This is a genomic window from Kitasatospora sp. NPDC127060 (assembly GCF_042724935.1).
Classification (GTDB): domain Bacteria; phylum Actinomycetota; class Actinomycetes; order Streptomycetales; family Streptomycetaceae; genus Kitasatospora.
The window spans coordinates 1-23,666 of the sequence record NZ_JBHXEG010000028.1 but is presented as its reverse complement, the minus strand read 5'-3'; the positions used below and the strand labels follow the sequence as shown (position 1 = coordinate 23,666).

The 23,666-nt window shown below is 71.4% G+C and carries 19 protein-coding genes and 1 pseudogene; 12 read left to right on the top strand and 8 right to left on the bottom strand.

Annotated elements, in window-relative coordinates; all coding sequences use genetic code 11:
* Positions 1-63: 63 nt before the first annotated feature.
* From alc to ACFWIS_RS17650, 3 genes are all read left to right on the top strand, one after another.
* Positions 64-1,338 (top strand): allantoicase, encoded by a 1,275-nt coding sequence (gene alc / locus ACFWIS_RS17660; protein WP_380450828.1) that lies wholly within the window; start codon positions 64-66, stop codon positions 1,336-1,338.
* 116 nt (positions 1,339-1,454) lie between these two features.
* On the top strand, positions 1,455-2,915 hold the full coding sequence (locus ACFWIS_RS17655; RefSeq protein WP_380450825.1) for a catalase: 1,461 nt from the start codon (positions 1,455-1,457) through the stop codon (positions 2,913-2,915).
* Positions 2,916-3,239: 324 nt separating this feature from the next.
* Positions 3,240-4,019, top strand: a complete 780-nt coding sequence (locus ACFWIS_RS17650) for an IclR family transcriptional regulator (protein ID WP_380450822.1) — start codon at positions 3,240-3,242, stop codon at positions 4,017-4,019.
* Positions 4,020-4,320: 301 nt separating this feature from the next.
* Here the strand turns inward: ACFWIS_RS17650 and ACFWIS_RS17645 are convergent, their stop codons facing one another.
* Both ACFWIS_RS17645 and ACFWIS_RS17640 read right to left on the bottom strand, forming a co-directional pair.
* Positions 4,321-4,821 carry a hypothetical protein gene (locus ACFWIS_RS17645; RefSeq protein ID WP_380450819.1) on the bottom strand — a complete coding sequence of 167 codons (501 nt, stop codon included), beginning with the start codon at positions 4,819-4,821 and terminating at the stop codon, positions 4,321-4,323.
* A gap of 328 nt (positions 4,822-5,149) precedes the next feature.
* The gene (locus ACFWIS_RS17640; RefSeq protein WP_380450817.1) at positions 5,150-5,830 is read right to left on the bottom strand and encodes a hypothetical protein; all 681 of its coding nucleotides are present in this window, start codon (positions 5,828-5,830) and stop codon (positions 5,150-5,152) included.
* Between the two features lie 506 nt (positions 5,831-6,336).
* Here ACFWIS_RS17640 and ACFWIS_RS17635 point away from each other — a divergent pair.
* The 8 genes and pseudogenes from ACFWIS_RS17635 (at position 6,337) to ACFWIS_RS17600 (ending at position 14,250) form a co-directional block, all read left to right on the top strand.
* A complete protein-coding gene (locus ACFWIS_RS17635) occupies positions 6,337-7,500 on the top strand; it encodes an ATP-binding protein (protein WP_380450814.1) in 1,164 nt (387 codons plus the stop codon).
* A 393-nt stretch (positions 7,501-7,893) separates the two neighbouring features.
* Positions 7,894-8,811: a metal-dependent hydrolase gene (locus tag ACFWIS_RS17630; RefSeq protein ID WP_380450811.1), complete on the top strand. Its 918-nt coding sequence runs from the start codon at positions 7,894-7,896 to the stop codon at positions 8,809-8,811.
* A gap of 154 nt (positions 8,812-8,965) precedes the next feature.
* Positions 8,966-10,090, top strand: a complete 1,125-nt coding sequence (locus ACFWIS_RS17625) for a PDR/VanB family oxidoreductase (RefSeq protein WP_380450808.1) — start codon at positions 8,966-8,968, stop codon at positions 10,088-10,090.
* A gap of 13 nt (positions 10,091-10,103) precedes the next feature.
* Positions 10,104-11,138, top strand: a complete 1,035-nt coding sequence (locus ACFWIS_RS17620; protein WP_380450805.1) for a M24 family metallopeptidase — start codon at positions 10,104-10,106, stop codon at positions 11,136-11,138.
* On the top strand, positions 11,135-12,892 hold the full coding sequence (locus ACFWIS_RS17615) for an SDR family oxidoreductase (protein WP_380450803.1): 1,758 nt from the start codon (positions 11,135-11,137) through the stop codon (positions 12,890-12,892). The genes ACFWIS_RS17620 and ACFWIS_RS17615 overlap by 4 nt, the downstream gene beginning before the upstream one ends.
* A 96-nt stretch (positions 12,893-12,988) precedes the next feature.
* Positions 12,989-13,099, top strand: coding sequence for a type II toxin-antitoxin system VapB family antitoxin (locus tag ACFWIS_RS17610; protein WP_380450800.1), 111 nt, complete (start codon positions 12,989-12,991; stop codon positions 13,097-13,099).
* A 78-nt stretch (positions 13,100-13,177) separates the two neighbouring features.
* Positions 13,178-13,595: pseudogene (locus ACFWIS_RS17605) on the top strand (PIN domain nuclease).
* A 34-nt stretch (positions 13,596-13,629) separates the two neighbouring features.
* A complete protein-coding gene (locus ACFWIS_RS17600; RefSeq protein ID WP_380450798.1) occupies positions 13,630-14,250 on the top strand; it encodes a LysE family translocator in 621 nt (206 codons plus the stop codon).
* 24 nt (positions 14,251-14,274) lie between these two features.
* Here the strand turns inward: ACFWIS_RS17600 and ACFWIS_RS17595 are convergent, their stop codons facing one another.
* The 6 genes from ACFWIS_RS17595 to ACFWIS_RS17570 all read right to left on the bottom strand — a co-directional run bounded on the left by ACFWIS_RS17595 (position 14,275) and on the right by ACFWIS_RS17570 (position 21,464).
* A complete protein-coding gene (locus ACFWIS_RS17595) occupies positions 14,275-14,568 on the bottom strand; it encodes a hypothetical protein (RefSeq protein WP_380450794.1) in 294 nt (97 codons plus the stop codon).
* A 124-nt stretch (positions 14,569-14,692) separates the two neighbouring features.
* Entirely contained in the window at positions 14,693-15,877 is a 1,185-nt protein-coding gene (locus ACFWIS_RS17590; RefSeq protein WP_380450791.1) for an XdhC family protein, read from the bottom strand.
* A gap of 103 nt (positions 15,878-15,980) precedes the next feature.
* Positions 15,981-17,465, bottom strand: a complete 1,485-nt coding sequence (locus ACFWIS_RS17585) for an NCS2 family permease (protein WP_380450788.1) — start codon at positions 17,463-17,465, stop codon at positions 15,981-15,983.
* A gap of 263 nt (positions 17,466-17,728) precedes the next feature.
* Positions 17,729-20,095, bottom strand: coding sequence for a xanthine dehydrogenase subunit D (gene pucD / locus ACFWIS_RS17580; RefSeq protein ID WP_380450785.1), 2,367 nt, complete (start codon positions 20,093-20,095; stop codon positions 17,729-17,731).
* A complete protein-coding gene (locus tag ACFWIS_RS17575; protein ID WP_380450782.1) occupies positions 20,092-20,580 on the bottom strand; it encodes a (2Fe-2S)-binding protein in 489 nt (162 codons plus the stop codon). The genes pucD and ACFWIS_RS17575 overlap by 4 nt, the downstream gene beginning before the upstream one ends.
* The gene (locus ACFWIS_RS17570; RefSeq protein WP_380450779.1) at positions 20,577-21,464 is read right to left on the bottom strand and encodes an FAD binding domain-containing protein; all 888 of its coding nucleotides are present in this window, start codon (positions 21,462-21,464) and stop codon (positions 20,577-20,579) included. The genes ACFWIS_RS17575 and ACFWIS_RS17570 overlap by 4 nt, the downstream gene beginning before the upstream one ends.
* A gap of 388 nt (positions 21,465-21,852) precedes the next feature.
* Between ACFWIS_RS17570 and ACFWIS_RS17565 the strand changes: the two genes are divergently transcribed.
* Positions 21,853-23,460 (top strand): PucR family transcriptional regulator, encoded by a 1,608-nt coding sequence (locus tag ACFWIS_RS17565; RefSeq protein ID WP_380450776.1) that lies wholly within the window; start codon positions 21,853-21,855, stop codon positions 23,458-23,460.
* Positions 23,461-23,666: the final 206 nt, after the last annotated feature.

Sequence of the window (23,666 nt, the reverse complement as noted above, 5' to 3'; positions counted from 1 at the left end):
GGTGACACCGCTTCCCGAACCGACCGAGCTTCCTGAACCGAAACCTTCTTCCGAGGAGAGCCAGTGACCACTGCCGACACCCCGAGCGCTCCCTTCACCGAGCTGGTCGACCTGGCCTCCCGACTGCTCGGCGCGGGCGTCGTCGCCACCAACGAGGACACCTTCGCGGACGCCGAGAACCTGCTGGTCGCCAAGCCCGCCGAGTTCCGCCCGCACACCTTCGGCCACAAGGGCCAGATCATGGACGGCTGGGAGTCCAAGCGCCGCCGCGGCGTCTCCGCCGAGCAGCCGCACCCCACCGACCAGGACCACGACTGGGCGATCGTGCGGCTCGGCGTCGGCGGCGTCATCCACGGCGTGATCGTCGACACCGCCCACTTCACCGGCAACTACCCGGAGAGCGCGACCGTCGAGGCCGCCTCCGTACCCGGCCACCCCTCGCCCGAGGAGGTGCAGGCCGCCGAGTGGACGGTCATCGTGCCGCGCACCCCGCTCCGGGGCGACACCGCCCACGAGTTCGCCGTCCAGGACGACGCCCGCTACACCCACGTACGGCTGAGCATCTTCCCGGACGGCGGCGTCGCCCGGCTCCGGGTGCACGGCGAGGTGCTGCCCGACCCGCGCGAACTGGACGGCCTCACCTTCGACCTGGCGGCCCAGGAGTACGGCGGCGTGGCCGAGGCGGCGTCCGACCGCTACTTCTCCTCCCCGCACAACCTGAACGCTCCCGGTCGCGCCTCCGTCATGGGCGAGGGCTGGGAGACCCGGCGTCGGCGCGACAAGGCCAACGACTGGGTGCAGATCGCCCTGGCCGGGGGCGGTGAGGTCCTGGCCGCCGAGGTGGACACCACCCACTTCGTCGCCAATGCCCCCGGCTGGGCCGACCTGATCGGCTTCGACGCCTCGACCGGGCAGGCCGCGTCTCCACAGACGCCGGCCGACGGCGAATGGTTTGAACTCCTGCCCCGCACCCGGCTGCAGCCCGACACCCGGCACCGCTTCCGGCTCGACGCCGGCCGCCCGGTGACCCACGTGCGGATCAACGTCTACCCGGACGGCGGCCTGGCCCGCCTCCGGCTCACCGGCCGCCTCACCGAGGCCGGCCGCGCGGGCCTCGCGCTGCGCTGGTTCAACGCCGTCCCGGCCGCCGAGGCCGCCGCCGCGCTCACCGGCGCCGGCCTGACCGCCGAGGAGGCGGCCGACCTGGCCGCCGCCCGCCCGCTGGCGGACCCGGCCGCGGCCACCGCCGCGGTCGCCGCCCTCCGGCCGGCCGACGGCCCGGACGGCGAGCACTCCGCCCGCCGCCGCTCGGCGCTGTGGCGCCTGCTGGGCGTCTGAGCCCGGCGCGGGCCCGCCCCCACGCCCTCCGCGCACCGCCTCCACGTACCGCCTCCGCGTACCGCCTTCACGTACCGCCTTCACGCACCGCCTTATCGACACCTGAAGGACCCTCCATGTCCAAGATCCTGACCACGGAGTCCGGCGCCCCGGTCGCCGACAACCAGAACTCGGCCTCGGCCGGCGAGTACGGCCCGCTGCTGCTCCAGGACCAGCACCTGCTGGAGAAGCTGGCCCGGTTCAACCGCGAGCGCATCCCGGAGCGCGTCGTGCACGCCCGCGGCTCCGGCGCGTACGGCTACTTCGAGGTCACCGACGAGGTGTCGAAGTACACCCGCGCGGCGTTCCTGTCCGAGGTCGGCAAGCGCACCGAGGTCTTCGTGCGGTTCTCCACCGTGGCCGGCAACCTGGGCGCCAGCGACGCGGTGCGCGACCCGCGCGGCTTCGCGCTGAAGTTCTACACCGAGGAGGGCAACTACGACCTCGTCGGCAACAACACCCCGGTGTTCTTCATCAAGGACCCGATCAAGTTCCCCGACTTCATCCACTCGCAGAAGCGCGACCCGTACACCGGCGTGCAGGAGGCGGACAACGTCTGGGACTTCTGGGCCCACTCGCCGGCCTCGACCCACCAGATCACCTGGCTGTTCGGCGACCGCGGCATCCCCGCCTCGTACCGCCACATGAACGGCTACGGCTCGCACACCTACCAGTGGGTCAACGCCGAGGGCGAGGCCTACTGGGTGAAGTACCACTTCAAGACCAACCAGGGCATCCGCAGCCTGGACGGCGGCCAGGCCGCCGAGGTGGTCGGCGCCGACGCCGACTCGCACCAGCGCGACCTCCACCAGGCCATCGAGCGCGGGGTGTTCCCGTCCTGGACCCTCTACGTCCAGCTGATGCCGGTCGCCGAGGCCGCGGACTACCGCTTCAACCCGTTCGACCTCACCAAGGTGTGGCCGCACGCCGACTACCCGCTGGTCAAGGTCGGCCGCCTGGTTCTCAACCGGAACCCGGAGAACGTCTTCGCCGACGTCGAGCAGTCCGCGTTCTCGCCGAACAACTTCGTGCCCGGCATCGGTCCCTCCCCGGACAAGATGCTCCAGGGCCGACTGTTCGCCTACGCCGACGCCCAGCGCTACCGCCTCGGCGTCAACCACACCCTGCTGCCGGTGAACGCCCCGCGCGCCACCGAGGCCGCCAACTACGGCCGGGACGGCCAGATGGCCGTCAACAGCGCCGGTCGCGGCAAGAACTACGAGCCCAACTCGTACGACGGCCCGGTCCAGAGCGACAGCGCGCTCGCCGCACCGGTCAAGGTCGACGGCTACACCGGCACCTACACCACGCCGGCCCACACCAAGGACGACGACTTCTTCCAGGCCGGCGAGCTCTACCGGCTGATGTCGGAGGGCGAGCGGACCCGTCTGATCGACAACCTCGCGGGCTTCCTGTCGCAGGTCACCCGGGACGACGTGGTGGAGAAGAACCTCGCCCACTTCCACGCCGCCGACGAGGAGTACGGTGCCCGGCTGGAGGCCGCCGTCACCAAGCTCCGCGCGGGCGACGAGGGCTGACCGCCGCGGACCGGCTCCGTCCGCACCTCCGCGCGCTCTCGGCGCCTCCGAGCACTCTCGGTGCCCCGCGCACTCTCCGCACCCTCAGAACCGCCGGGGCCCGCACCCCGGGGTTCCACGACGGGCCTCTCCCCCTGGGCAGTGGGGGAGGGGCCCGTCGGGCGTCGCACGGACGGACGCGGGGCGGAAAGTCCGCCAGCCGACCGGCCGTTGCTCCACGGAATGTTCACGGATATTCACGGACAGCAGCCGCCCGGGGTCCGGGGTGGATAGGCTGGAGAACGCCCGCGGTCGCTCCGTGGGGGGACATCGGAAGGGGACGACATGTCGACACCAGCCCCGGGTCGTCACGCCGCGCTGGACCAGGGCCCGACGGGCCAGTTCACCTCCCTGCAGCACGCCCTCAGACTGCTGGAGGCCGTCGACCGGCACCCCGACGGCGCCACCCTGGTCGGCCTCGCGCGGGAGACCTCACTGGGCCTGCCGACCGTCCGCCGGCTCGCGGAGATCCTCGAGATCGAGGGCTACCTCCAGTGCCAGGACGGCGGTTGGGTGCTCGGCGGAACCTTCGCCCTGCTCGGGCAGCACAACCGGGAGCAGCTCGTCAAGGCCCGGCTGAACCGCAAACTCGCCGAACTCCGGGACGAGTTGGGCGCCGCAGTGTACTTCACCCGTTACCACGACGGGGAGTTGTCGGTCGAGGCGGTCTCGGCCGCCGACTACGCGCCGGCGGTGCAGGAGTGGGTGGACTTCCGGGCCACCGCGCACGCCAGTGCGATCGGCAAGTGCCTGCTCAGCCAGCTGGACGCGGACGGCCGGCGTGACCACCTCTCCCGGCACCCGGTCGCCCGGCTCACCTCCCGTACGGTCACCGATGCCGACCAGTTGATGCACCGGCTGGAGCGCCAGCCGGCCACGGTGCCGGTGCTGGACATCCAGGAGTACGCGCTGGGCACGGTCTGCGCGGCCGTCCCGGTCACGGCGGGCAGCACGGTCGGCTGTCTGGCCACCTCGATGCCGGTGGACAACATCCACAAGTTGAAGGCCGCCGCCGAGCTGCTGGCGGCGCGGGCGGCGCCGCTGATGCTGGCGATGGCGGTCTGAGCCCCGCCCACCCCCTCGGGCCCCGTCGGACACACCGTCCGGCGGGGCCCGCGCGCTTTCCACGGGAGGCGTGACTTCAACGGATGGTTTGCGAGTCCGGCTTCTGCAGCCTGGGATTGCGACTTGTAGTTTGCGAGCCGTTGCGAGCGTTAATTTGCGAGGTGTTGTCCGGCGGTGTGGCTCTCCGCGACTGCGATCCAGTGCGGTCGCAACATGATCGCCGTCGATGAAGCCGCGTGAAAATGACCCCGGCGGCCGTGAGGCCGCCGGGGTCATCGTGAACGCGGTGTCGGATTCATGCTCACGGTGTCGCGCGGGTCTTGGCGGCAGCCGGACACTCGTGTCGGTGGGGCTGGGGTCCCACGATGTTGAGGATGGGGTCTTCTCCTTCGGGGATTTCGAAAACGAAGACGACACCGGAGGAGGTGGCCTGGATGGCGCATTGGTTGTCGAAGGTCAGGGGTGTGTAGGGATGCCAGGCGCAACCGGCGTGGTCGAGAGCTGCGATCACGTCCGCGTACTTGGGGTGGCCGGGGAACGTCTGCTCGGTGACCAGGCCCGCAGGGAGCTCGACGACGTCCCGCCAGGTCTGGAGGCAGATCAGGATGATCTTCTGGCAGCAGCAGACGCTGAGCTCAAGGTCGCCGAAAGCGAACAGACGCGGCCAGGATCGCCGCTTCCCGACAACCGCCTCAAAGGGCTCGCCGAGGGCCTCGGTCACCGCGTTCCAGTCGGCGCCGTTCGCCACCGGACCCAGCTGTCCCGAGCAGGCGAGTTCCGTCAGGACGTCGAGTAGCTCCATGAGGCGGGAGCCTGTCATCTGCGGAGATGGACTGTCCAACGGCTTTGGGTGGTGATGGGCCGCTGCGGGTGCCCGAGTCAGGCAGCGGCCCGTGGCAACTCGCTCGTGTGGGTCTCGGTGATGGCCAGTCGAGCGGAGGACTCGTCGACTACTCAACGTGACTGATCCGAGGTGCGATAGTTGGAACCAGGATGGTGTGCTGACCTGGCGGTTCCGACCTTGCGGGACACGCTTGTTGGAACTATCTGGTCACGCTTCGTGCGACCTGCGGCGGATTGCCATTCATGTCGGAACCAGCCGAGCGTCTCATCCGAAAGATCGACAGCGTTCAGGCCGACCCCTGGTCCAGGTGCGGATAGCCGATCTCGGAGATGTCCTGGGCCAGGTCCGCCAAGCTGACCTCAGGGTTCAGCAACGATACGAGTTCCTGGCTCAGCGGCCGCAAGGCATGAACCTGACTCACCGCCCCCAGCTCGATGGAGACCTCGTAGTAGTCCTCGGCGAAACGCTGGAACGCTTCCGGAGAACGGTCGACCAGGAGGCCGAACAGGCTCGTCGCCCCGTCAGGATCGGCAGCACCCTCAGGGAAGTCGATCGTCCCGTGATGCCACCGCTCGTCCGTCGGCCCCCGCCACAAGCACGCCGTCACGACCGGCACGTCGTCCTCGTCGGTGAACGCCGGCTCCTCGACGAAGGGCCTGAAGTGCTCGGGGACCGCATCGATCACTCCTGGCCAGGCCTCGCCATCGTTACCGAAGGGACTCATCGGCGATTCGTGATCGAAGCCCCGCACATAGGCCCCGGCCGCCGAGAACACGATCGAGTACTCGTCTCCCGACCCGTTACGCATCGACGCCATCTCCTCGCCGTCGGCCCAACCGGCGTTGAAGGAGTAGTACCGGCCCTCCCAGTCCGGGCTCAGGATCGCATCGAGCATCGCCAGTGAACGGCATCTGTCCCGCAGGTCGGCGATGCTGGGGAGCTGGCGGGCTACGTCATAGACAGTCACGTGCTCATCCAACCCGACACCACCGACACCCAAGCCCGCCGGGGCCGTCGTGAGCCCTCCAGCTCCAACCTGCGTGGCCAGGTTCCAACTATCGCGGCTCGGCTCAGTGATGTGACTCAGCACGCTACTTGTCGCTAACCGCACTACTCGACGTGCGCTTCTTCGGGTGAGTCAGCAGGACGACTGTCGCCGATTCGGCGAGGTGTCTGTCGGCTGGTGATCGTTCGGCAAGCAAGTTGTCGTCAACTCCGAAGAAGTCACTCGCCGACGGCTGACGCGCAAATTGATGAAACTGGGGACCACGGCGCCGTCCAAAACGGTGTCGTACGCGGCTTCGCCGGGCCCGCGTCAGCGATGCGGCGCCAGTTTGCGACCTCGGGATCGACCAACTCCAAGCAGGCTCTCACCCGCCCGTCTACGCACTCGGCAAACATGGTCTGACCTGGTGTTTTCCAGAGATTCGCCTAGGCTGAGGAGTTCTGCTGAACAGCATCGGAGGGGACATCATGAGCGAGGAAGCCAGCAAGTACGACGCCAGCCAGATTCAGGTGCTGGAGGGGTGGGAAGCCATCCGGAAACGGCCTGGGATGTACATCGGCTCGACCGGTGAACGCGGCCTGCTTCACGTGGTCTTCGAGGTCGCCGACCGGGCCGTGAACGAGGTCCTCGCCGGCCACGCCAGCTGCGTCGCCGTCACCCTCACACCCGACGGCGCCGTGCGTGTCGCCGACGACGGGCGGGGTGTCCGTATCGACGAATCGGGATCCAGCGGCATTTCCGGCCTCGAAGCCCTGCTGACCCGCTTTCAGACCGGGTCGGCAACCGGAGGTCGCCACGACGTGACGCTCGGCTTCTGCGGGGTGGGACCCTTCATCGTCAACGCCCTGTCGAGCCGGATGACGGCCGAAGTGCGGCGCGGGGGAGCCCGCTGGGTTCAGGGGTACGCGCGCGGGGTCGCCGTCACCCCGCTCACCGAGGCGGGCACGTCGACCGGTAGCGGGACCACCATCACCTTCTGGCCCGACGCTGACATCTTCGGAACCGCGGAGTACTCGTTCGACGGGCTGGCTGAGCGCTTCCGGGAACTGGCTTTGCTGAACCGGGGCTTGGAGATCTCTCTGACCGATCAGCGCCTCCCGGGCGAGTCTCGGTCGGCGCGGTTCCGGTATCCCGACGGCGCGCGAGACTTCGTGGCCGTCCTTGACGAGCAGAAGGAGGAACCCGTTCATCCGCACATCATCGGCTTCGAGCGGGAGGAACCGCGGATGGCAGGGACGGTGGAGGTGGCCCTGCGTTGGCGTACCTCCCACGACGAGCGGGTCCGGAGCTTCGCCAACAGCCGGCCCACTGACGGCGGCACACACGAGCGCGGCTTCCGCGACGGGGTAGCGGCCGCCGTCACCGCATATGCACGGGAGCGGCTGCTGCTGACAGCGACGGATCCCGACCTCGACGCCGATCGGATCAGCGAAGGTCTGACAGCGGTCGTGTCGGTGAAGCTTGACCATCCCGAGTTCGAAGGCTCCACGCGCCGCTGGCTGGGTAACGCCGCAGTACGCGCCTGCGTCGAACGGGCCGTCCAGGAACACCTCGGCAAGTGGCTGGAAGGACACCCGGAACAGGCCGCAGCCGTCATCGACCGGATCATCCAGGGCGCCCGCCGGGACTGACCAGGAGTAGGCCGACCTGCCGGTCCCCGGGAATCGGGGTCGGCAGGGCGGCCTGCAGCACACGGCGGTCGACCCTGGGCTCGAAACCGTCCAAAGAAGACGTCGCGCTTTGGTGGGGCTGTTAGGTGGACGACAGATCCGGTGCTGACCCGACAGTTAGCGTGCCGAGTCACAGGTGACTCGACCGATGCCCAGACCGCTGCTCGCAAACGAGAGCTCGCATTCGCAATCTATCGATCGCAGTCACGGGAGGGTTTCGGGGGCTGCCCCGCGGTGCACATCACTTATTAGACTCGATGTCGATAAGAGTCGTCGAACCCCTTGTCCCCAACCTCTACCGGCGAGTACGTTTCGCAGAGTCGAGCCGCCGCCCCCAGGTCAGGAGGGCCTGCCATGCCCCGCTCCACCCCCGTCCCCGCCGTCGCCGCCCCCGCCGCGCGAGTGCACGAGAGCCTCGTCCTGGAGCCCCGGGACGTCCGCTTCGACTGGGCCCGGCTGCCGCTGCACTGGATCCCGGACGAGCCGATGGCCACCCACGTGATCAACGTGCTGCACCTGCTGCTGCCCGAGGGTGAGCGCTGGTTCGTCAAGGTGTTCAAGGAGGCGCTGCCGCTCATCCGGGACGAGCAGCTGCGCGAGGAGGTGCTCGGCTTCATCGGGCAGGAGGCCATCCACGCCGAGGCCCACCAGGAGGTGCTCGACCACCTGCTCGGCCAGGGGCTCGACCCGCGGCCGTACGTCCGGCAGATCTCCTGGCTGTTCCAGCGCGTCCTCGGCGACAAGCCGGGCCTGACACCGGCGCAGCGGCGGGAGAACGTCATCGAACGGGTCGCCTTCGTCGCGGCGATCGAGCACTTCACCGCCTTCCTCGGCAACTGGGCGCTCAACTCCCCGGGTCTGGACCGGGCCAAGGCCGACCCGACGATGCTGGACCTGCTGCGCTGGCACGGCGCCGAGGAGGTCGAGCACCGCAGCGTCGCCTTCGACCTGATGGTCCACCTGGACCCGGGATACCTGCGCCGGGTCCGCGGGATGGCGATCTCCGGGCCGCTGCTGGTGCACCTCTGGGTGCGCGGCGCCCGCTTCCTGCTCGCCGCCGACCCGACCCTGGAGGGGCGGCTCAGGCCCACCTGGCGGGAGGCCGGCCGAATCGCCAAGCGCGGACTGCTGCCGGATCCGATCCGCTCCATCCGCTCCGGGCTGCGCTATCTGCGGCCGGGCTACCACCCGACCCAGGAGGGCTCATCCAGCCAGGCGCTGGGCTACCTCGCCACCTCGCCGGCCGCCCGCGCCGCCGCCGGGCGGGGGTGACGGCGGGCGCCGGGCGGGTGACAGGTTTCAACGAACAGAAGACGTCATCTGTTCGCTGAAATCTGAAATCTGAAATCTGAAAGCTGTCAGCTGTTCGCCCGCCCGCCACCTCGCCGCCCGCGCCCGCCCCTCCCACCGCCAAGGACTCGCCCGGATGGATCTGCTCAACCCACCCCCCGACCTCTACGGCCGCCCCCGCGCCGACACCTTCATGCGCCGGCTCACCGCCTTCGGCGACCGCTACAGCCCGGCCCTGGGCAGCCCCCTGCTGCGCCGCAATCCCCGCCGCGCGCTCAGCCGCCCCACCCCGCCGCTGCAACTGGTGGTCGCCGAGCGCCGCCGACTCGCCGTCGACGTGGTCGAGCTGAGCCTCGCCGACCCCTCCGGGAGCACACTGCCGCCCTGGCAGCCCGGCGCCCACCTGCGGCTCGCCCTGCCCTCCGGCCGGGAACGCCACTACTCGCTCAGTGGCGACCCCGCCGACCGCCACCGCTACCGGATCGCCGTCCGGCGGCTGCCCGAGGGCGGCGGCGGATCGGTCGAGGTGCACGACACCCTGCACCCGGGCGCCCGCCTCACCGCCCGCCGCCCGCGCAACGGCTTCGCCTTCTGCGCCGAGCCCGCCGTCCTCCTGCTCGCCGGCGGCATCGGCGTCACGCCGCTCCTCCCGATGGCCCGTGAGGCCCAACGGCACGGCCTCGACTGGACGTTGGTGCACGTCGGACGCAGCGCCGACACCCTCCCGTACACGGATGAGTTGCGCGCCCTCGCCCCGCACCGCGTCGTGCTGCGCACCGACGACGAGCACGGCGGCGTTCCCACCGGCGCCGAACTGCTCGCCCATGCCCCGCGCGGCGCCGCCGTCTACTGCTGCGGCCCGGCCCCGATGCTCGCCGCCGTGCAGCGGGCGCTGGACGGCGGTTCGGCGGGAGCCGGCGGCTCGGTGGGGGCCGGCGGTCCGTCCCCCGCCCTGCACTTCGAGCGCTTCGGCGCCGCCCCGATCACCGGGGGTGCGCCCTTCGCCGTGCAGCTCGGCACCGACGGCCCGACCCTGGACGTCCCCGCCGGCCGCTCCGCCCTGGACGTGCTGCGTGAGGCTCGCCCGGACCTCCCGTACTCCTGCCACCAGGGCTTCTGCGGCACCTGCGAGGTCCGCCTGCTGGCCGGCACCCCCGAGCACCGGGACCGCCGCCTCACCCCCGAGCAGCGTGCCGCGGGCGCCCTGCTGCCCTGCGTCTCCCGCGCCGCCGAGGGTGAGACCCTCGTGCTCGACGTCTAGAAGGAGCCCCCCGATGCCCCCGACGGCGACCATGATGCCGGCCTTCCCCTACACCGAGCGCGACCTCGCCCGCTTCCGCGAGACCCAGCAACTCGCCTACCACTGCGCCGAACAGGTCGCCGCCTGGATCGAACCGGGCGTCACCGAGCGACAGGCCACTGCCGAGCTGCGCCGCCGTCTGGTGGCCGCCGGGGTGCAGGACTTCTTCCACGTCCCGTTCGCCTGGTTCGGCGACCGCACGGCCTTCCGGCACTTCCACACCCCGTTGCAGTTCTTCGCCGGCAACCGCCGCCTGGAGGAGGGCATGCCGTACGTGCTGGACTGCGCGCCGATCGTGGACGGCTACACCGCCGACATCGGCTACGGCGGCAAGGTCGGCGAGAACCGGGTCTGGGACCGTCTGGCCGCCGACCTGAAGGTCTACCGCGAGCTGATCCTCGCCGAGGTGCGCGCCCGCAAGCCGCTGAACGAGGTGTACGCGGCGGTGGACGCGCAGATCGCCGCGCACGGCTACGACAACCGGCACCAGGTCTACCCGGGTCGGGTGATCGGCCACCAGGTAACCCGGACCAGCGTGCGCGGCCCGGCCGGGGTGAACGTCTTCGGCTTCGGCGTGCGCACCCTGCAGACCCTTGGCCGCGAGCTCATCTCCGAGCGGCTGCAAGGCCGTTCGCCGCTGTGGGCGGACGGTCGGTCGTCCCGGCACGCGCCCACCCCGGGGCTGTGGGCGGTCGAACCGCACATCGGCTTCCGCGGCGTGGGCATCAAGTTCGAGGAACTGCTGGTGGTCACCGAGGACGACGCCCACTGGCTCGACGACGACCTCCCGCACGTCCGCCGCTGGACCACGGCCGACGATTCGGCCACCATCGAGCCGACCGCCGCCGACCCGACCGAAGCCGAGTCGACCCGCGCCGACCCGACCCGCGCCGACCCGACCGAAGCCGAGTCGACCCGCGCCGACCCGACCCGCGCCGACCCGACCGAAGCCGAGTCGACCCGCGCCGACCCGACCGACGAGCCGACCGCTCTGGAGGCCACCCGATGACGACCCCCCGTCCGTCCACGGCCGTCCGCCGCCGGACCGTCCACTCCGGCGGCCTGCCGCTGGCCGTCTTCGAGCAGGGCGACCCGGAGGCCCCCACCGTTCTCCTGGTGCACGGCTACCCGGACACCCACGTCGTCTGGGACGACATCGCCGCCGACCTCGCCCGCGACCACCACGTGGTCCGCTACGACGTACGCGGCGCCGGCGAGTCGGCCGCCCCGGCCCGCCGCGAGGACTACCGCCTGGAGCACCTGGCCGACGACCTGTTCGCGGTCGCCGACGCCGTCAGCCCGGACCGCCCGGTGCACCTGGTGGCCCACGACTGGGGCTCGATCCAGTCCTGGGAGGCCGTCACCGCCCCCGGCGCCGAGCACCGGATCGCCTCCTACACCACGCTGTCCGGCCCCAGCCTGGACCACATGGGTTACTGGCTGCGCCACCGGCTGCGCCGCCCCACCCCGCGCCACCTCGGGCAGCTGCTCCACCAGGGCCTCCACTCCTGGTACATCACCGCCTTCCACCTGCCCTTCCTCGCCCCCGCGGTGTGGCGCCTGGGCCTGGCCCGGGCCTGGCCGCGGGTGCTGCGCGACCTGGAGCGGGTCACCCCCCGGGCCGGCCACCCCCAGCCCACCCTGCGCCGTGACGCGGTCCGCGGCATCGAGCTGTACCGGGCCAACTTCCTCCCCACGATGGGCAGTCCGCGCGAGCGGCCGACCGAGGTGCCGGTCCAGCTGGTCACCCTGACCCGGGACCGCTACGTCGGCACCTACCTCTCCGAGGGCCTGGAGCGCTGGGTGCCCCACCTGACCCGCCGCACACTGCACGCCGGCCACTGGTCGGCGCTGCTGGAGAAGGGAGCCGCCGTGGCCGGCCTGGTCCGCGAGTTCACCGCCCGCATCGAGACCGCCCGCATCGAATCCGGCGGGCCGGCTCAACCGGCCGACGGCGACGGCCGGTTGGTGGTCGTCACCGGTGGTGGCAGCGGCATCGGCCGGGCCACCGCGCTGGCCTTCGCCGAGGACGGCGCCCGGGTGGTGGTCTGCGACCTCGACCTCGCGGCCGCCGAGCGCACCGCCGAACTCGCCTCGCTGATCGGCCCACGGGCACACGCCTACCGGGTGGACGTCTCCGACGGCGCCGGGATGGACGCCTTCGCACAGAGCGTCGCCGCCGAGCACGGCGTGCCCGACGTGCTGGTCAACAACGCCGGCATCGGCCACTCCGGGACGTTCCTGCAGACCACCGAGAAGGAGTGGCAGCGCGTCCTGGACGTCAACCTCTGGGGCGTGATCCACGGCTGCCGCGCCTTCGGCACCCTGATGGCCGACCGCGGCCAGGGCGGCCACATCGTCAACGTCTCCTCGGCCGCCGCCTACCTGCCTGCCAAGGCGCTCACCGCCTACGCGACCAGCAAGGCCGCCGTCTTCATGCTCTCCGACTGCCTGCGCGCCGAGTTCGTCGGCCACGGCATCGGCGTCTCCACCATCTGCCCGGGCATCGTCAACACCAACATCACCCGCACCTCCACCTTCTCCGCCACCACCGCCGCCGAGCAGTCCGCCAAGCAGGCCCGCGCCGCCAAGCTCTACGCCCGCCGCGGCTTCCCGCCGGAGAAGGTCGCCACCGCGATCGTCACCGCCGTCCGCACCGGCAAGCCCGTCGTCCCGGTCACCCCCGAGGCCAAGGCCGCCCGTCTCCTCTCCCGCCTCAGCCCCGGCCTCCTCCGCCTCGCCGCCCGCCTCAACATCACCTGAACAAGCGAATATCCCCTGATCGGCCCATGAAGAGTCTGCGATATCACCTGTCCTTGGATCTGATATCGCAGACCCCTGGCCCTCGGGAGGCCGGCCATGGCTCGCACCGTGATAGACGTCAATGACGCACTCCTGGCAGAGGCCGCTGAGATCCCCGGTACGTCGACCAAGGTCGCTACCGTCATGCTGCCCTTGAGGACCTCGTGAAGCGCCGGAAGCGCGAGAGGTTCATGGCCTGGCTCGCAGAAGGCGGACTGCCCGATCTCACCGGACCGGTGGAAAAGGGTGAGTGAGCGCCTCCTGATCGACACGTCGGCCTTCGCCCGCTTCTCCGAGCCGACGGTCAGATCGGTCCTCGAACCGCTGATCATCAGCGGAGTGGTCGCAATCTGCGGCGCCGTCGAGCTGGAGATCATGCACAGCGCCCGATCGAAGGCCGACGCCCTGGAGATCCGCGAGGGGCCTGAGCGGCTTCGACTGGCTGCCCACACCCGACGAGGTGTGGGACCGTGCCATCGAGGTGCAAGCCCTCCTCACGGCCGCCGGCGACTGGCGGGCACTGTCGGTCCCGGATCTGGTCATCGCCGCCACCGCCGAGCGGCACGGTGCGATCGTCCTCCACGACGACGGCGAGTACGACATGATCGCCGCCGTCACCGGCCAGCCGACCGCGTGGGTCGTCCCGCAGGGGACGGCGGACTGAGCGCCTCGCCGGGGCTGTGAGAGCATCGAGGCCCATGGAGATGACAACCGCTCTGTGGTCCTTCGCCCTCGTCGTCGGGCTGCTCACGCTCACGCCCGGACTCGACACCGCGCTGATCCTGCGGACGTCCGCGCTGGGGCGGCGGCGGCAGGCCTGGGGGGTGGTGCTGGGGATCCAGACCGGCACGCTGATCTGGGGCGCGCTGACCTCGGCGGGGGTGACGGCGCTGCTGACCGCCTCGCAGGTTGCGTACGAGGTGCTGCGCTGGGCCGGTGCGGTCTATCTGGTGTGGATGGGCGTCGGGATGCTGCGCAAGCGCGGGGTCGAGGCCGCGGCCGAGGAGGAGCCGGTCGAGGGCGGGTTCGTCCACGGCTTGCGGCGCGGGACGCTGACCAATCTGCTGAATCCCAAGGTCGGGGTCTTCTACGTGGCGGTGCTGCCGCAGTTCATCCCGGCCGGGGCCCCGCATTTCGCCGCCGGGGTGGCGCTGACCTGCGTGCACGTGGTGGAGGGCCTGCTCTGGTCGACCGTCCTGGTCGGCTTCGCCCGGGTGCTGCGCGGCTGGCTGCGCCGCCCGGCCGCCCGACGCCTGATGGACCGGGTGACCGGTGCGGTGGTGGTGGGTTTCGGCCTGAAGCTGGCGCTGGCCGACTGACGGGTGAAGGCGCGTGACGGACGGTTACTGACCGAGCCGCTTGAGCCCCTCCGTGAGTTCCTCGACGTTCATGCAGGGGTACAGGTCGACGGTGGCGTCCAGCTGTAGCCAGAACGGCTCCACGATGGACGGGATCGAGGCCTCGTCCGCGATGTCGACGACGACGACCATCGCGCGCCGCCCGTGACGGCTGAGGAAGTAGGCGGCCTCGGGCTTGAGTTGGGCCAGTGTCTGCTGGATCGCGTCGCCGATGGTGCCGTCGTTGATGAACTTGTTCGAGGTCGCGGTGTCGAGTTCGACCTCCAGCAGGGCACGCATGATCCCTGCTCCTTCCCCGGGCTCGGGGCGAGTCCGCACCTCCAGCCTCCCGCCGCCCCAGTGGCCACGCAACGTGACGCCGACCGGTTCCCAACGCCGACCGGTTCCCAACGCCGACCGGTCCTCAGGCGGCGTGGGTCCGTCGGGTGGGTGCCGGTTCCTCGGAAGCCGCCGCGGTGTCGTGGTGGATCGGCCCGTCCCCGGCGCTCAGCGGCAGGCAGCTGCCGCCGCGCCGGTGGGCGATGATCTCGGCGGCGACGGAGACGGCCGTCTCCTCGGGGGTGCGGGAGCCGAGGTCGAGGCCGATCGGGGAGCGCAGCCGGGCGAGTTCGGTGTCGGTGAGCCCCGCTTCGCGCAGTTTGGCCTGCCGGTCGCGGTGGGTGCGCCGGGAGCCCATCGCGCCGACGTAGCCGACCGGCAGCCGCAGGGCGCGTTCGAGCAGCGGGACGTCGAACTTGGCGTCGTGGGTGAGCACGCACAGCACGGTGCGGCCGTCGATCCGGCCGAGCTGGGAGTCCAGGTAGCGGTGCGGCCAGTCGACCACGACCTCGTCGGCCTCGGGGAAGCGCCGGGCGGTGGCGAAGACGGGCCGGGCGTCGCAGACGGTGACGTGGTAGCCGAGGAACTTGCCGATCCGCACCACGGCGGCGGCGAAGTCGATCGCGCCGAAGACCAGCATCCGGGGCGCGGGCACGTAGGACTCGACGAAGCAGGTGACGGTGCCCTGTTCCTCTTCGTCGCAGGGCCGTCCGTCCAGGCCGAGCACGACCCGCCCGGTGCGGCCGGCGTCGAGCATGGCCCGGGCCTCCGCGACCAGGGCGCGTTCGAGCGCGCCGACGGTGGTCGGCCCGACCGAGAGCGCCCCGTGCCGCTGCTCGGCGGTGACGGCGAGGGTGGCTCCGAGCAGTGCGGCCGGACCCTCGATCACCCGGGCGAGGGCGACGGGAGTCCCGTCGGCGATGTGGGCGAGGCCGGCGTCCATCCCGGGGTCGGCCCCGGGCACGACCGGCTGGACGAAGACGTCGAGGATCCCGCCGCAGGTCAGTCCGACGGCGAAGGCGTCCTCGTCGCTGTAGCCGAATCGCTCCAGGACCGGTTCGCCGGTGTCCAACGCGGCCTGGCAGAGCTCGTACACCGCGCCCTCGACGCACCCGCCGGAGACGCTGCCGACGGCCTCCCCGGCCGCGTCGACGGCCAGCGCGGCTCCCGGGTCGCGCGGGGCGCTGCCGGAGACGCCGACGACGGTGGCCACGGCGAAGGACCGCCCGGACGCGTGCCAGGCCTGCAACTGCTCGGCGATGTCCTGCATGTCGGAGGCTCCTTACCCGATTCGACAGTAGCGGGGGACGCCGCCGTACGGGAAACGGTCCCGTACGGCGGCGGTTGTGATCAAGGGACCGGGAGCAGGGTGCTCAGTGCACGCCGAGCCAGGACTTGATCGGGCTGAGCGCGAAGTACACGACGAACACGGCGGTGAGGATCCACATCAGCACCCCGGGCTCGCGCCACTTGCCCTGGCCGGCCTTGATCACCGTGTACGAGATGACGCCGGCGGCGACGCCCGCCGTGATGCTGTAGGTGAACGGCATCAGCACGCAGGTCAGGAAGGCCGGGATGGCGACCTCGCGGTCGGACCAGTCGATGTGCCGGGCCTGGCTCATCATCATCGAGCCGATCACCACCAGGGCGGCGGAGGCGACCTCGACCGGCACGATGCCGGCCAGCGGCGAGAAGAACAACATCAGGGCGAAGAGCCCGCCGGTGACGGCGGAGGCGAGGCCGGTGCGGGCGCCGTCGCCGACGCCGGTGGCGGACTCGACGAAGACGGTCTGCCCGGAGGCGCCCGCCAGGCCGCCGACCGCGCCGCCGGCGCCGTCGATGAACAGCGCCTTGGACAGGCCGGGCATCCGGCCCTGCTTGTCGGCGAGTCCGGCCTCGGTGCCGACACCGATGATGGTGGCCATCGCGTCGAAGAAGCCGGCCAGCACCAGGGTGAACACCGCGACGGAGGCGCTGATCGCGCCCAGGCCCTTGCCGCCGAAGGCGCCGAACAGGTCGACGTGGCCGAAGAGGCTGAAGTCGGGGGCGGCGACCGGGCTGCCGGGCCAGACCGGGACGGAGTTCGCCCAGGCCTTGGCCGGTACGTCGGCCAGCTTGTTGACGACGATGGCGACCACGGTGCCGCCGGCGATGCCGATCAGGATCGCGCCGCGCACGCCGCGCGCCATCAGCACGAAGATCGTGAGCAGGGTGAGGCAGAAGATCAGGACCGGCCAGCCGGAGAGTTCGCCGAACGGGCCGAGGGACAGCGGGGTGGGGCCGCCGGTGTGCACGAAGCCGGCCTTGTAGAGGCCGATGATCGTGACGAACAGGCCGATGCCGATGGTGATCGCGTGCTTGAGCGGAAGCGGGATGCCGTTCATGATCTTCTCGCGCAGCCCGGAGACCACCAGCAGCACGATCAGCAGGCCGTAGATCACGCACAGGCCCATGGCCTGCGGCCAGGTGGTGTGCGGCACGACGAGCGCGGAGACCGCGCCGGAGACCGAGAGCCCGGCGGCCAGGGCCAGCGGCACGTTGCCGACCACGCCCATCAGGATGGTGGTGACGGCGGCCGCGAGGGCGGTGGCGGTGGTCAGCGCGGCGTGGTCGAGCTTGACGCCGGTGACGTCCGCGCCGCTGAGGATCAGCGGGTTGAGCAGGATGATGTACGCCATCGCCATGAAGGTGGTGAGGCCACCGCGCAGTTCGTTGGTGAGGGTCGAGCCGCGGGCCGAGATCTTGAAGTACGCGTCGAGCGCGCCCTTCGGCCCTGGTGCCGGGGGCGAGGGGTGGGTCTCGTCCTCGGCGGATCTGTCTGCTTCGGTGGTGCCGGGCTCCGTGGGGATCCTGGTCATGTCCACTCCCAAGTGTCAAAGGGGGTTGGGGTGGGCGAGCCGACCTGATTGCCAGTCAACGAGGTTGGCAGAGGGGGACGGTATCGACTCACTGGGGCGCTCGGGTGGGGGGAGCGTCCGTGGTGCAGGTACAGGTGCAGGTGCGGGTGGTGCAGTCGAGGGTGGTGCGCACCACTGCGGAACCCCGGCGTGGGCGAGGGCAGCGGGTTGCTCCGGGGCGGCGGGGAAGACTCGGCGCCGCCCCGGAGGTCTGACTCCCGGGATCAGCCGGGCTGTTCGGTGGTCAGGTGCTCCGGCCGGACCGGGATCCGGTTGAGCGCCAGACCGGTGGCGTTGCGGATCGCCGCCACGATCGAGGGGGTCGCCGACACGGTCGGCGCCTCGCCGACGCCGCGCAGCCCGTACGGGGCGTGCGGGTCGGGCAGTTCGAGGACGTCCACCGGGATCGGCGGGGTGTCCAGGATGGTGGGGATCAGGTAGTCGGTGAAGGAGGCGTTGCGCACCTTGCCGTCCCGGACGATGATCTCCTCCATCACCGCGAGCCCGAGCGCCTGGGTGCAGCCGCCCTGGATCTGGCCGACCACGGAGAGCGGGTTGAGCGCCTTGCCGACGTCCTGGACGGCGGTGAGCTCGACCACCTTGACCAGGCCCAGCTCGACGTCCACGTCCACCACCGCGCGGTTGGCGCAGAAGGTGTACTGGACGTGGCCGAAGCCCTGGCCGGTCTCCTTGTCGAAGGCCTGGGTGGGCCGGTGGTGGTGCTCGCGGGTGAGGTCGATCGCCTCGTCGCCGAGCAGGTCCACCATCGGGACGAGCACTCCGGCGCTCTCCGAGACGACCTTGCCGCCGGTCAGCACGATGTCGTCGTGGGTCCAGCCGTAGCGCTGCCGACCCTTGGCGATCAGCTCGCGCCGGACGGCCTCGGCGGCCAGCTTCACGGCCCCGCCGGTCATGTACGTCTGGCGCGAGGCGGAGGTCGAACCGGCCGACCCCACCTCGGTGTTGGCCGGATGGATGGTGACCTGCTCGACGCCCAGCTCGGTGCGGGCGATCTGGGCGTGCACGGTGACGCCGCCCTGGCCGACCTCGGCCATCGCGGTGTGCACCATGGCGACGGGCTCGCCGCCGATCACCTCCAGCCGCACCCGGGCGGTGGAGTAGTCGTCGAAGCCCTCGGAGAAGCCCACGTTCTTGATGCCGACGGAGTAGCCGACCCCGCGCACGATGCCCTCGCCGTGCGAGGTGTTGGACAGTGCGCCGGGCAGCGCGCGCACGTCCAGGTGCTCGGTGTCCAGCGGCGGGGGCAGCGGCATGTCCTTGGCCCGCTGCAGTAGTTCGGCCACCGGGGCGGGGGAGTCGATCCGTTGGCCGGTGGGCATGAAGTCGCCCTCCGACATCGCGTTCAGCTGCCGCAACTCGACCGGGTCCATGCCGAGTTCGACGGCCAGCTTGTCCATCTGGGTCTCGTAGCCGAACGCCGCCTGGACGGCCCCGAAGCCGCGCATCGCCCCGCAGGACGGGTTGTTGCTGTAGAGCGCGATGGCGTGCATCTTCACGTTCGGGATCACGTACGGGCCGTGCCCGAGCGAGGCCGCGTTGCCGACCACGGCGGGGGAGGCGGAGGCGTAGGCGCCGCCGTCCAGCACGATCCGGCAGTCGGCGAAGACCAGCTTGCCGTCCCGGGTGGCGCCGTGCTCGTAGTGCATCCGCGCCGGGTGGCGGTGGACGTGGCCGTAGAAGGACTCGTCCCGGGAGTAGACGATCTTGACCGGCTTGCCGGTGTGCTGCGCCAGCAGGCAGGCGTGGATCTGCATCGAGATGTCCTCGCGGCCGCCGAAGGCGCCGCCGACGCCGGCCAGGGTGAGCCGGACCTTCTCCTCGGGCAGGTCCAGCACCGGGGCCATCTGCTCGCGGTCCACGTGCAGCCACTGGGTGGCGATGTAGAGGTCGATGCCGCCGTCCTCGGCGGGCACGGCCAGGCCGGACTCGGGGCCGAGGAAGGCCTGGTCCTGCATGCCGACCTCGTAGTCGCCGCTGACGATGACGTCCGCCATCGCCCGCACCTCGTCGGTCACGCCGAGGCCGGAGACCAGCTTCTGCTCGTGGCAGATGTTGCCGTACGCGTGCGACTTGTACTCGTGCGGCTCGTGCACGTACCCGTACGTCTCCGGGTCCAGGCACTGCTCCTCGGTGACGATCGGGGTGAGCACCCGGTACTCGACCTTGATCTTCTTCACCGCGCGCCGGGCCGTCTCCGGGTGGTCGGCGGCGACCAGGGCGATCGCCTCGCCGTGGTAGCGGATCTTGTCGATCGCCAGGGCCGGCTGGTCCTGGATCTCCAGGCCGTAGTACTTGGAGCCGGGGATGTCCTCGTGGGTCAGCACCGCGTAGACGCCGGGCACCTTGAGCGCCTCGGAGATGTCCACGCTGAGGATGTCGGCCCGGGGGTGCGGCGAGCGCAGCGCCATGCCCCAGAGCATGTCCTCGTGCCACATGTCCGAGGAGTAGGCGAACTCGCCCTTGACCTTCAGGTTGCCGTCCGGGCGCAGCGGCGAGCCGCCGATGCCGTGCTTGGAGACCTGGTCGATGTTCTGCAGGTTCTTCTGGCCCTGGATCGTCCGAGTACTCACTTGGCACCAGCCTCCCCGGAGCACTTGCGGGCGGAGGCGAGCCGCACCGCGTCCATGATCTTCTCGTAACCGGTGCAGCGGCACAGGTTGCCCGACAGGGCCTCGCGGATGTCGTTGTCGCTCGGCTGGGAGTCCTTCTCCAGCAGGGCGTCGGTCTGCACCAGCAGCCCGGGGGTGCAGAAGCCGCACTGGACGGCCCCGGCGTCGATGAACGCCTGCTGGACCAGGCCCAGTTCGCCGTCCTCGTCGGCCAGGCCCTCGACCGTGCGCACCTCGCGGTCCTGCACCTGTCCGGCCGCGACCAGGCAGGCGCAGACCGGCACGCCGTCCAGGTAGACGGTGCACGAGCCGCACTCGCCCTGCTCGCACGCGTTCTTCGAACCGGGCAGGCCGACGCGCTCGCGCAGGACGTAGAGCAGGCTCTCGCCCTCCCACACGTCATCGGCCTCGACCGGCTTGCCGTTCGCGGTGAACGTGACCCTCATGCCGCGCTCCTGATCTGCTTGCTGTAGTCGTTCCAACACCAGGTGAGGGTGCGGCGGGCCATCACGGCCAGGGAGTGGCGCCGGTAGTCGGCGGTGCCCCGGACGTCGTCGATCGGGGAGGCGGCCGCCTTCACCAGCTCACCGAAGCGCTGGATCACCTCGGTGCCCAGCAGCTCCCCGGACTCCCAGAGCCCGCGCTCGGCGAGCACGCCCTGGAGGTACTCCTCGGCCTCGACGGCGCGGCGCGGCGTGGGGGCGGCCGAACCGATACCGGTGCCGACGGTTCCGTTCTTGGGGTGCAGGGCGAAGCCGAACGCGCACACCGCGATCACCATCGCGTTGCGGGTGCCGATCTTCGAGAACTGCTGCGGGCCGTCCGCGACCGGGATGTGCACCGCCCGGATCAGCTCGTCCGCCTCCAGGCTGTTGCGCTTGACCCCGACGTAGAACTCGTCGATCGGGATCAGCCGGGTGCCGCGCACCGAGGCCGCCTCGACGAACACGTCCCGTCCGGCCGCCAGCAGCGCGGGGTGCGCGTCACCGGCCGGGGAGGCGCCGCCGAGGTTGCCGCCGACGCCACCGCGGTTGCGGATCTGCGGCGAGCCGACGGTGTGGGCGGCCAGCGCGAGCCCGGGCAGCGGCCCGGACAGCTCCGCGATGATCCTGGCGTACGGGACGGAGGCGCCGAGCCGGACGACGCTGCCGTCGTTCGTCCATTCGGTGAGCTCGGTGACGCGGTTCAGGTCGAGAATCGCGGATGGCCGGTGCACGTCGAAGTTCAGCTCGACCATGACGTCCGTGCCGCCCGCGATGGGCAGCGCGGTCGGGTACTCAGCCTTCGCCGCGAGAGCCTCGTCCCAGGTGGCGGGCCGAAGGAACTCCATGCGGGTTTCTCCTCAAGTCTTCGCCGACCGGGTGTCCGGCGGCGTGTCGCCCAGTGAACTCCTGTGACCGGGGCCACTGGCAGTCACCGATGGCATGAAGCCCCGGCTGTGAGCCGGCCCGGCATCCTGTACGTTCCTCTAAGCAGGAGAATCCCGCAGCCCAGGTCTCCGCCGGGTGTCACCTACGACCGTAATCCGGCCGTGACGCACGGTCCATGGGCCCGTGCCGCGGCCGCCCCTTGGTGCGTAACACCGAGCACGGATGTTCGGGCACACTGTCACCCCCGGGCGGCGCGCCCGGCCGCCCCCCACCCCCCTCGATCCGGCCTCCGGCCCCGCCCCCGCCCCGTTCGACCCCCCTGTTCCAGCCCCCGTTAGGAGTCCGCGGATGCGTGTCCGTGACCTGCTCGCCCCCGGCGCCCCACGACTGCGCCTGCTCGCGGCCGAGGAGGAGCTGGACCGGCAGGTCAGCGGCGTGATGACCACGGACCTGCACGACCCCGGCCGCTACCTGCACGGTGGCGAGCTGGTGCTCACCGGGATGCTCTGGCGCGGCGGCCCGGCCGACTCCGAGCGGTTCGTCCGGACCATCGCGGCCGGCGGCGCCGTCGCCCTGGCGGCCGGCGAGGCCGAGGTCGGCCCGGTGCCCGAGGACCTGGTCGAGGCCTGCCGCCGGCACCGGATGCCGCTGCTGGCCGTCCCCGACGACATCGCCTTCGGCACCGTCACCGAGTTCATCGGCCGTCAGGTCTCCGCCGACCGCGCCGCCGACCTCGCCGCCCTGGTGGACCGGCACCGGCTGCTGGTCTCGGCGGCCGGCGGCGGCGGACTGGACGCCGTGCTGGACCTCCTCGGCGGCGACCTCGACCTGGACTGCTGGGTGCTCACCCCGACCGGCGGGGTGATCGCCGGCCCGGTCGACCGGCTCACCGCCGAGGACCGCGACCAGCTGGTCCGCGCCCACCTCGCCGCCCAGCGCCAGCGCCGCCGCCCCCCGCACCGGGCCCGGCTGGCCGGCGGCGCCTACTCGCTGCTGCCCGCCGCGGCCTCCGCCGAGCAGGACGCCCCGCAGCCCGGGTCCCCGCTGGCCGACTGGGTGCTCGCGGTGGCCGGCGACGTCACCGAGTGGACCACCAAGCGCCAGCAGCTCGCCGAGAACCTGGCCCGGCTGGTCGCCGCCGAGCGCCACCGCCGGGACGAGGGCCGCCGGCTGCGCCGCCGGCTGGCCGACGAACTGCTCGCCCTGCTGCGCCGCGACGCCGACCCGGCCGAGATCAGCCGCACCCTGTACGCCTCCTCGGCGATGGCCGCCCGCTACGAGAGCCCCGAGCCCAAGTCCCCGACGAAGGACGCCTCCTGGCTGGTGCTCAGCGCCGAGGGCACCGGCCTGCCGGAGGGCACGGTGCGGTCCGTCCTGGAGGAGGCGCTCGGCGGCCTCAGCGACCGGGCCCTGGTGGCCGGCGCGGGCCACGGCGCCGTGGTGGTGCTGCCCGCGCTGGACAGCCCGGTGCCCGCCGACACCCTGCGCGAGCTGCTCGCCCCGCTGGAGGCCGGGCTCGGCTCGGAGGGCCGGATCACCCTCGGCGTCTCCGCCCCCGCCCCGGAGGCCGGCGGCCTGCGCGGCGCCCTGGAGGAGGCCCGGCACGCCCGCCGGATCGCCGCCGCCCGGGTCGGCCGGGTCTGCGTGGCCGGCCCCGAGGAGCTGGCCTCGCACGTGCTGCTGCTGGCCGCCGTCCCGGACGAGGTCCGCCGGGCCTTCCGCAGCCGGCTGCTGGACAAGGTCATCGCGTACGACATCGAGCACCAGGCGGACCTGGTCCGCACCCTGGAGGCGTTCCTGCGCTCGGACGGCTCCTGGACCCGCTGCGCCGGGCAGCTGCACGTCCACGTCAACACCCTGCGGTACCGGATCGGCCGGATCGAGGAGCTGACCGGGCGGGACCTCTCCCGGCTGGAGGACCGGGTGGACTTCTACCTGGCGCTGGAACTCGCCTGACCGTTTCCTGTCAGTTCCGCCGGACGGACTCCGGTCCCAGGAAGGGCCGGTTCCTGGGAGGTGGCTGGAAGCCCCGGGACCCGCCGGAACGGCCGAGAGGGCCCGCCGCGAACACTCGCGGCGGGCCCCCCGCGGGGATAAAAAAAAACCAACCCCCCCCAACACTCCAAAAAGAGTATTGGCGGTTATGTGTGTTAATAGGTGGG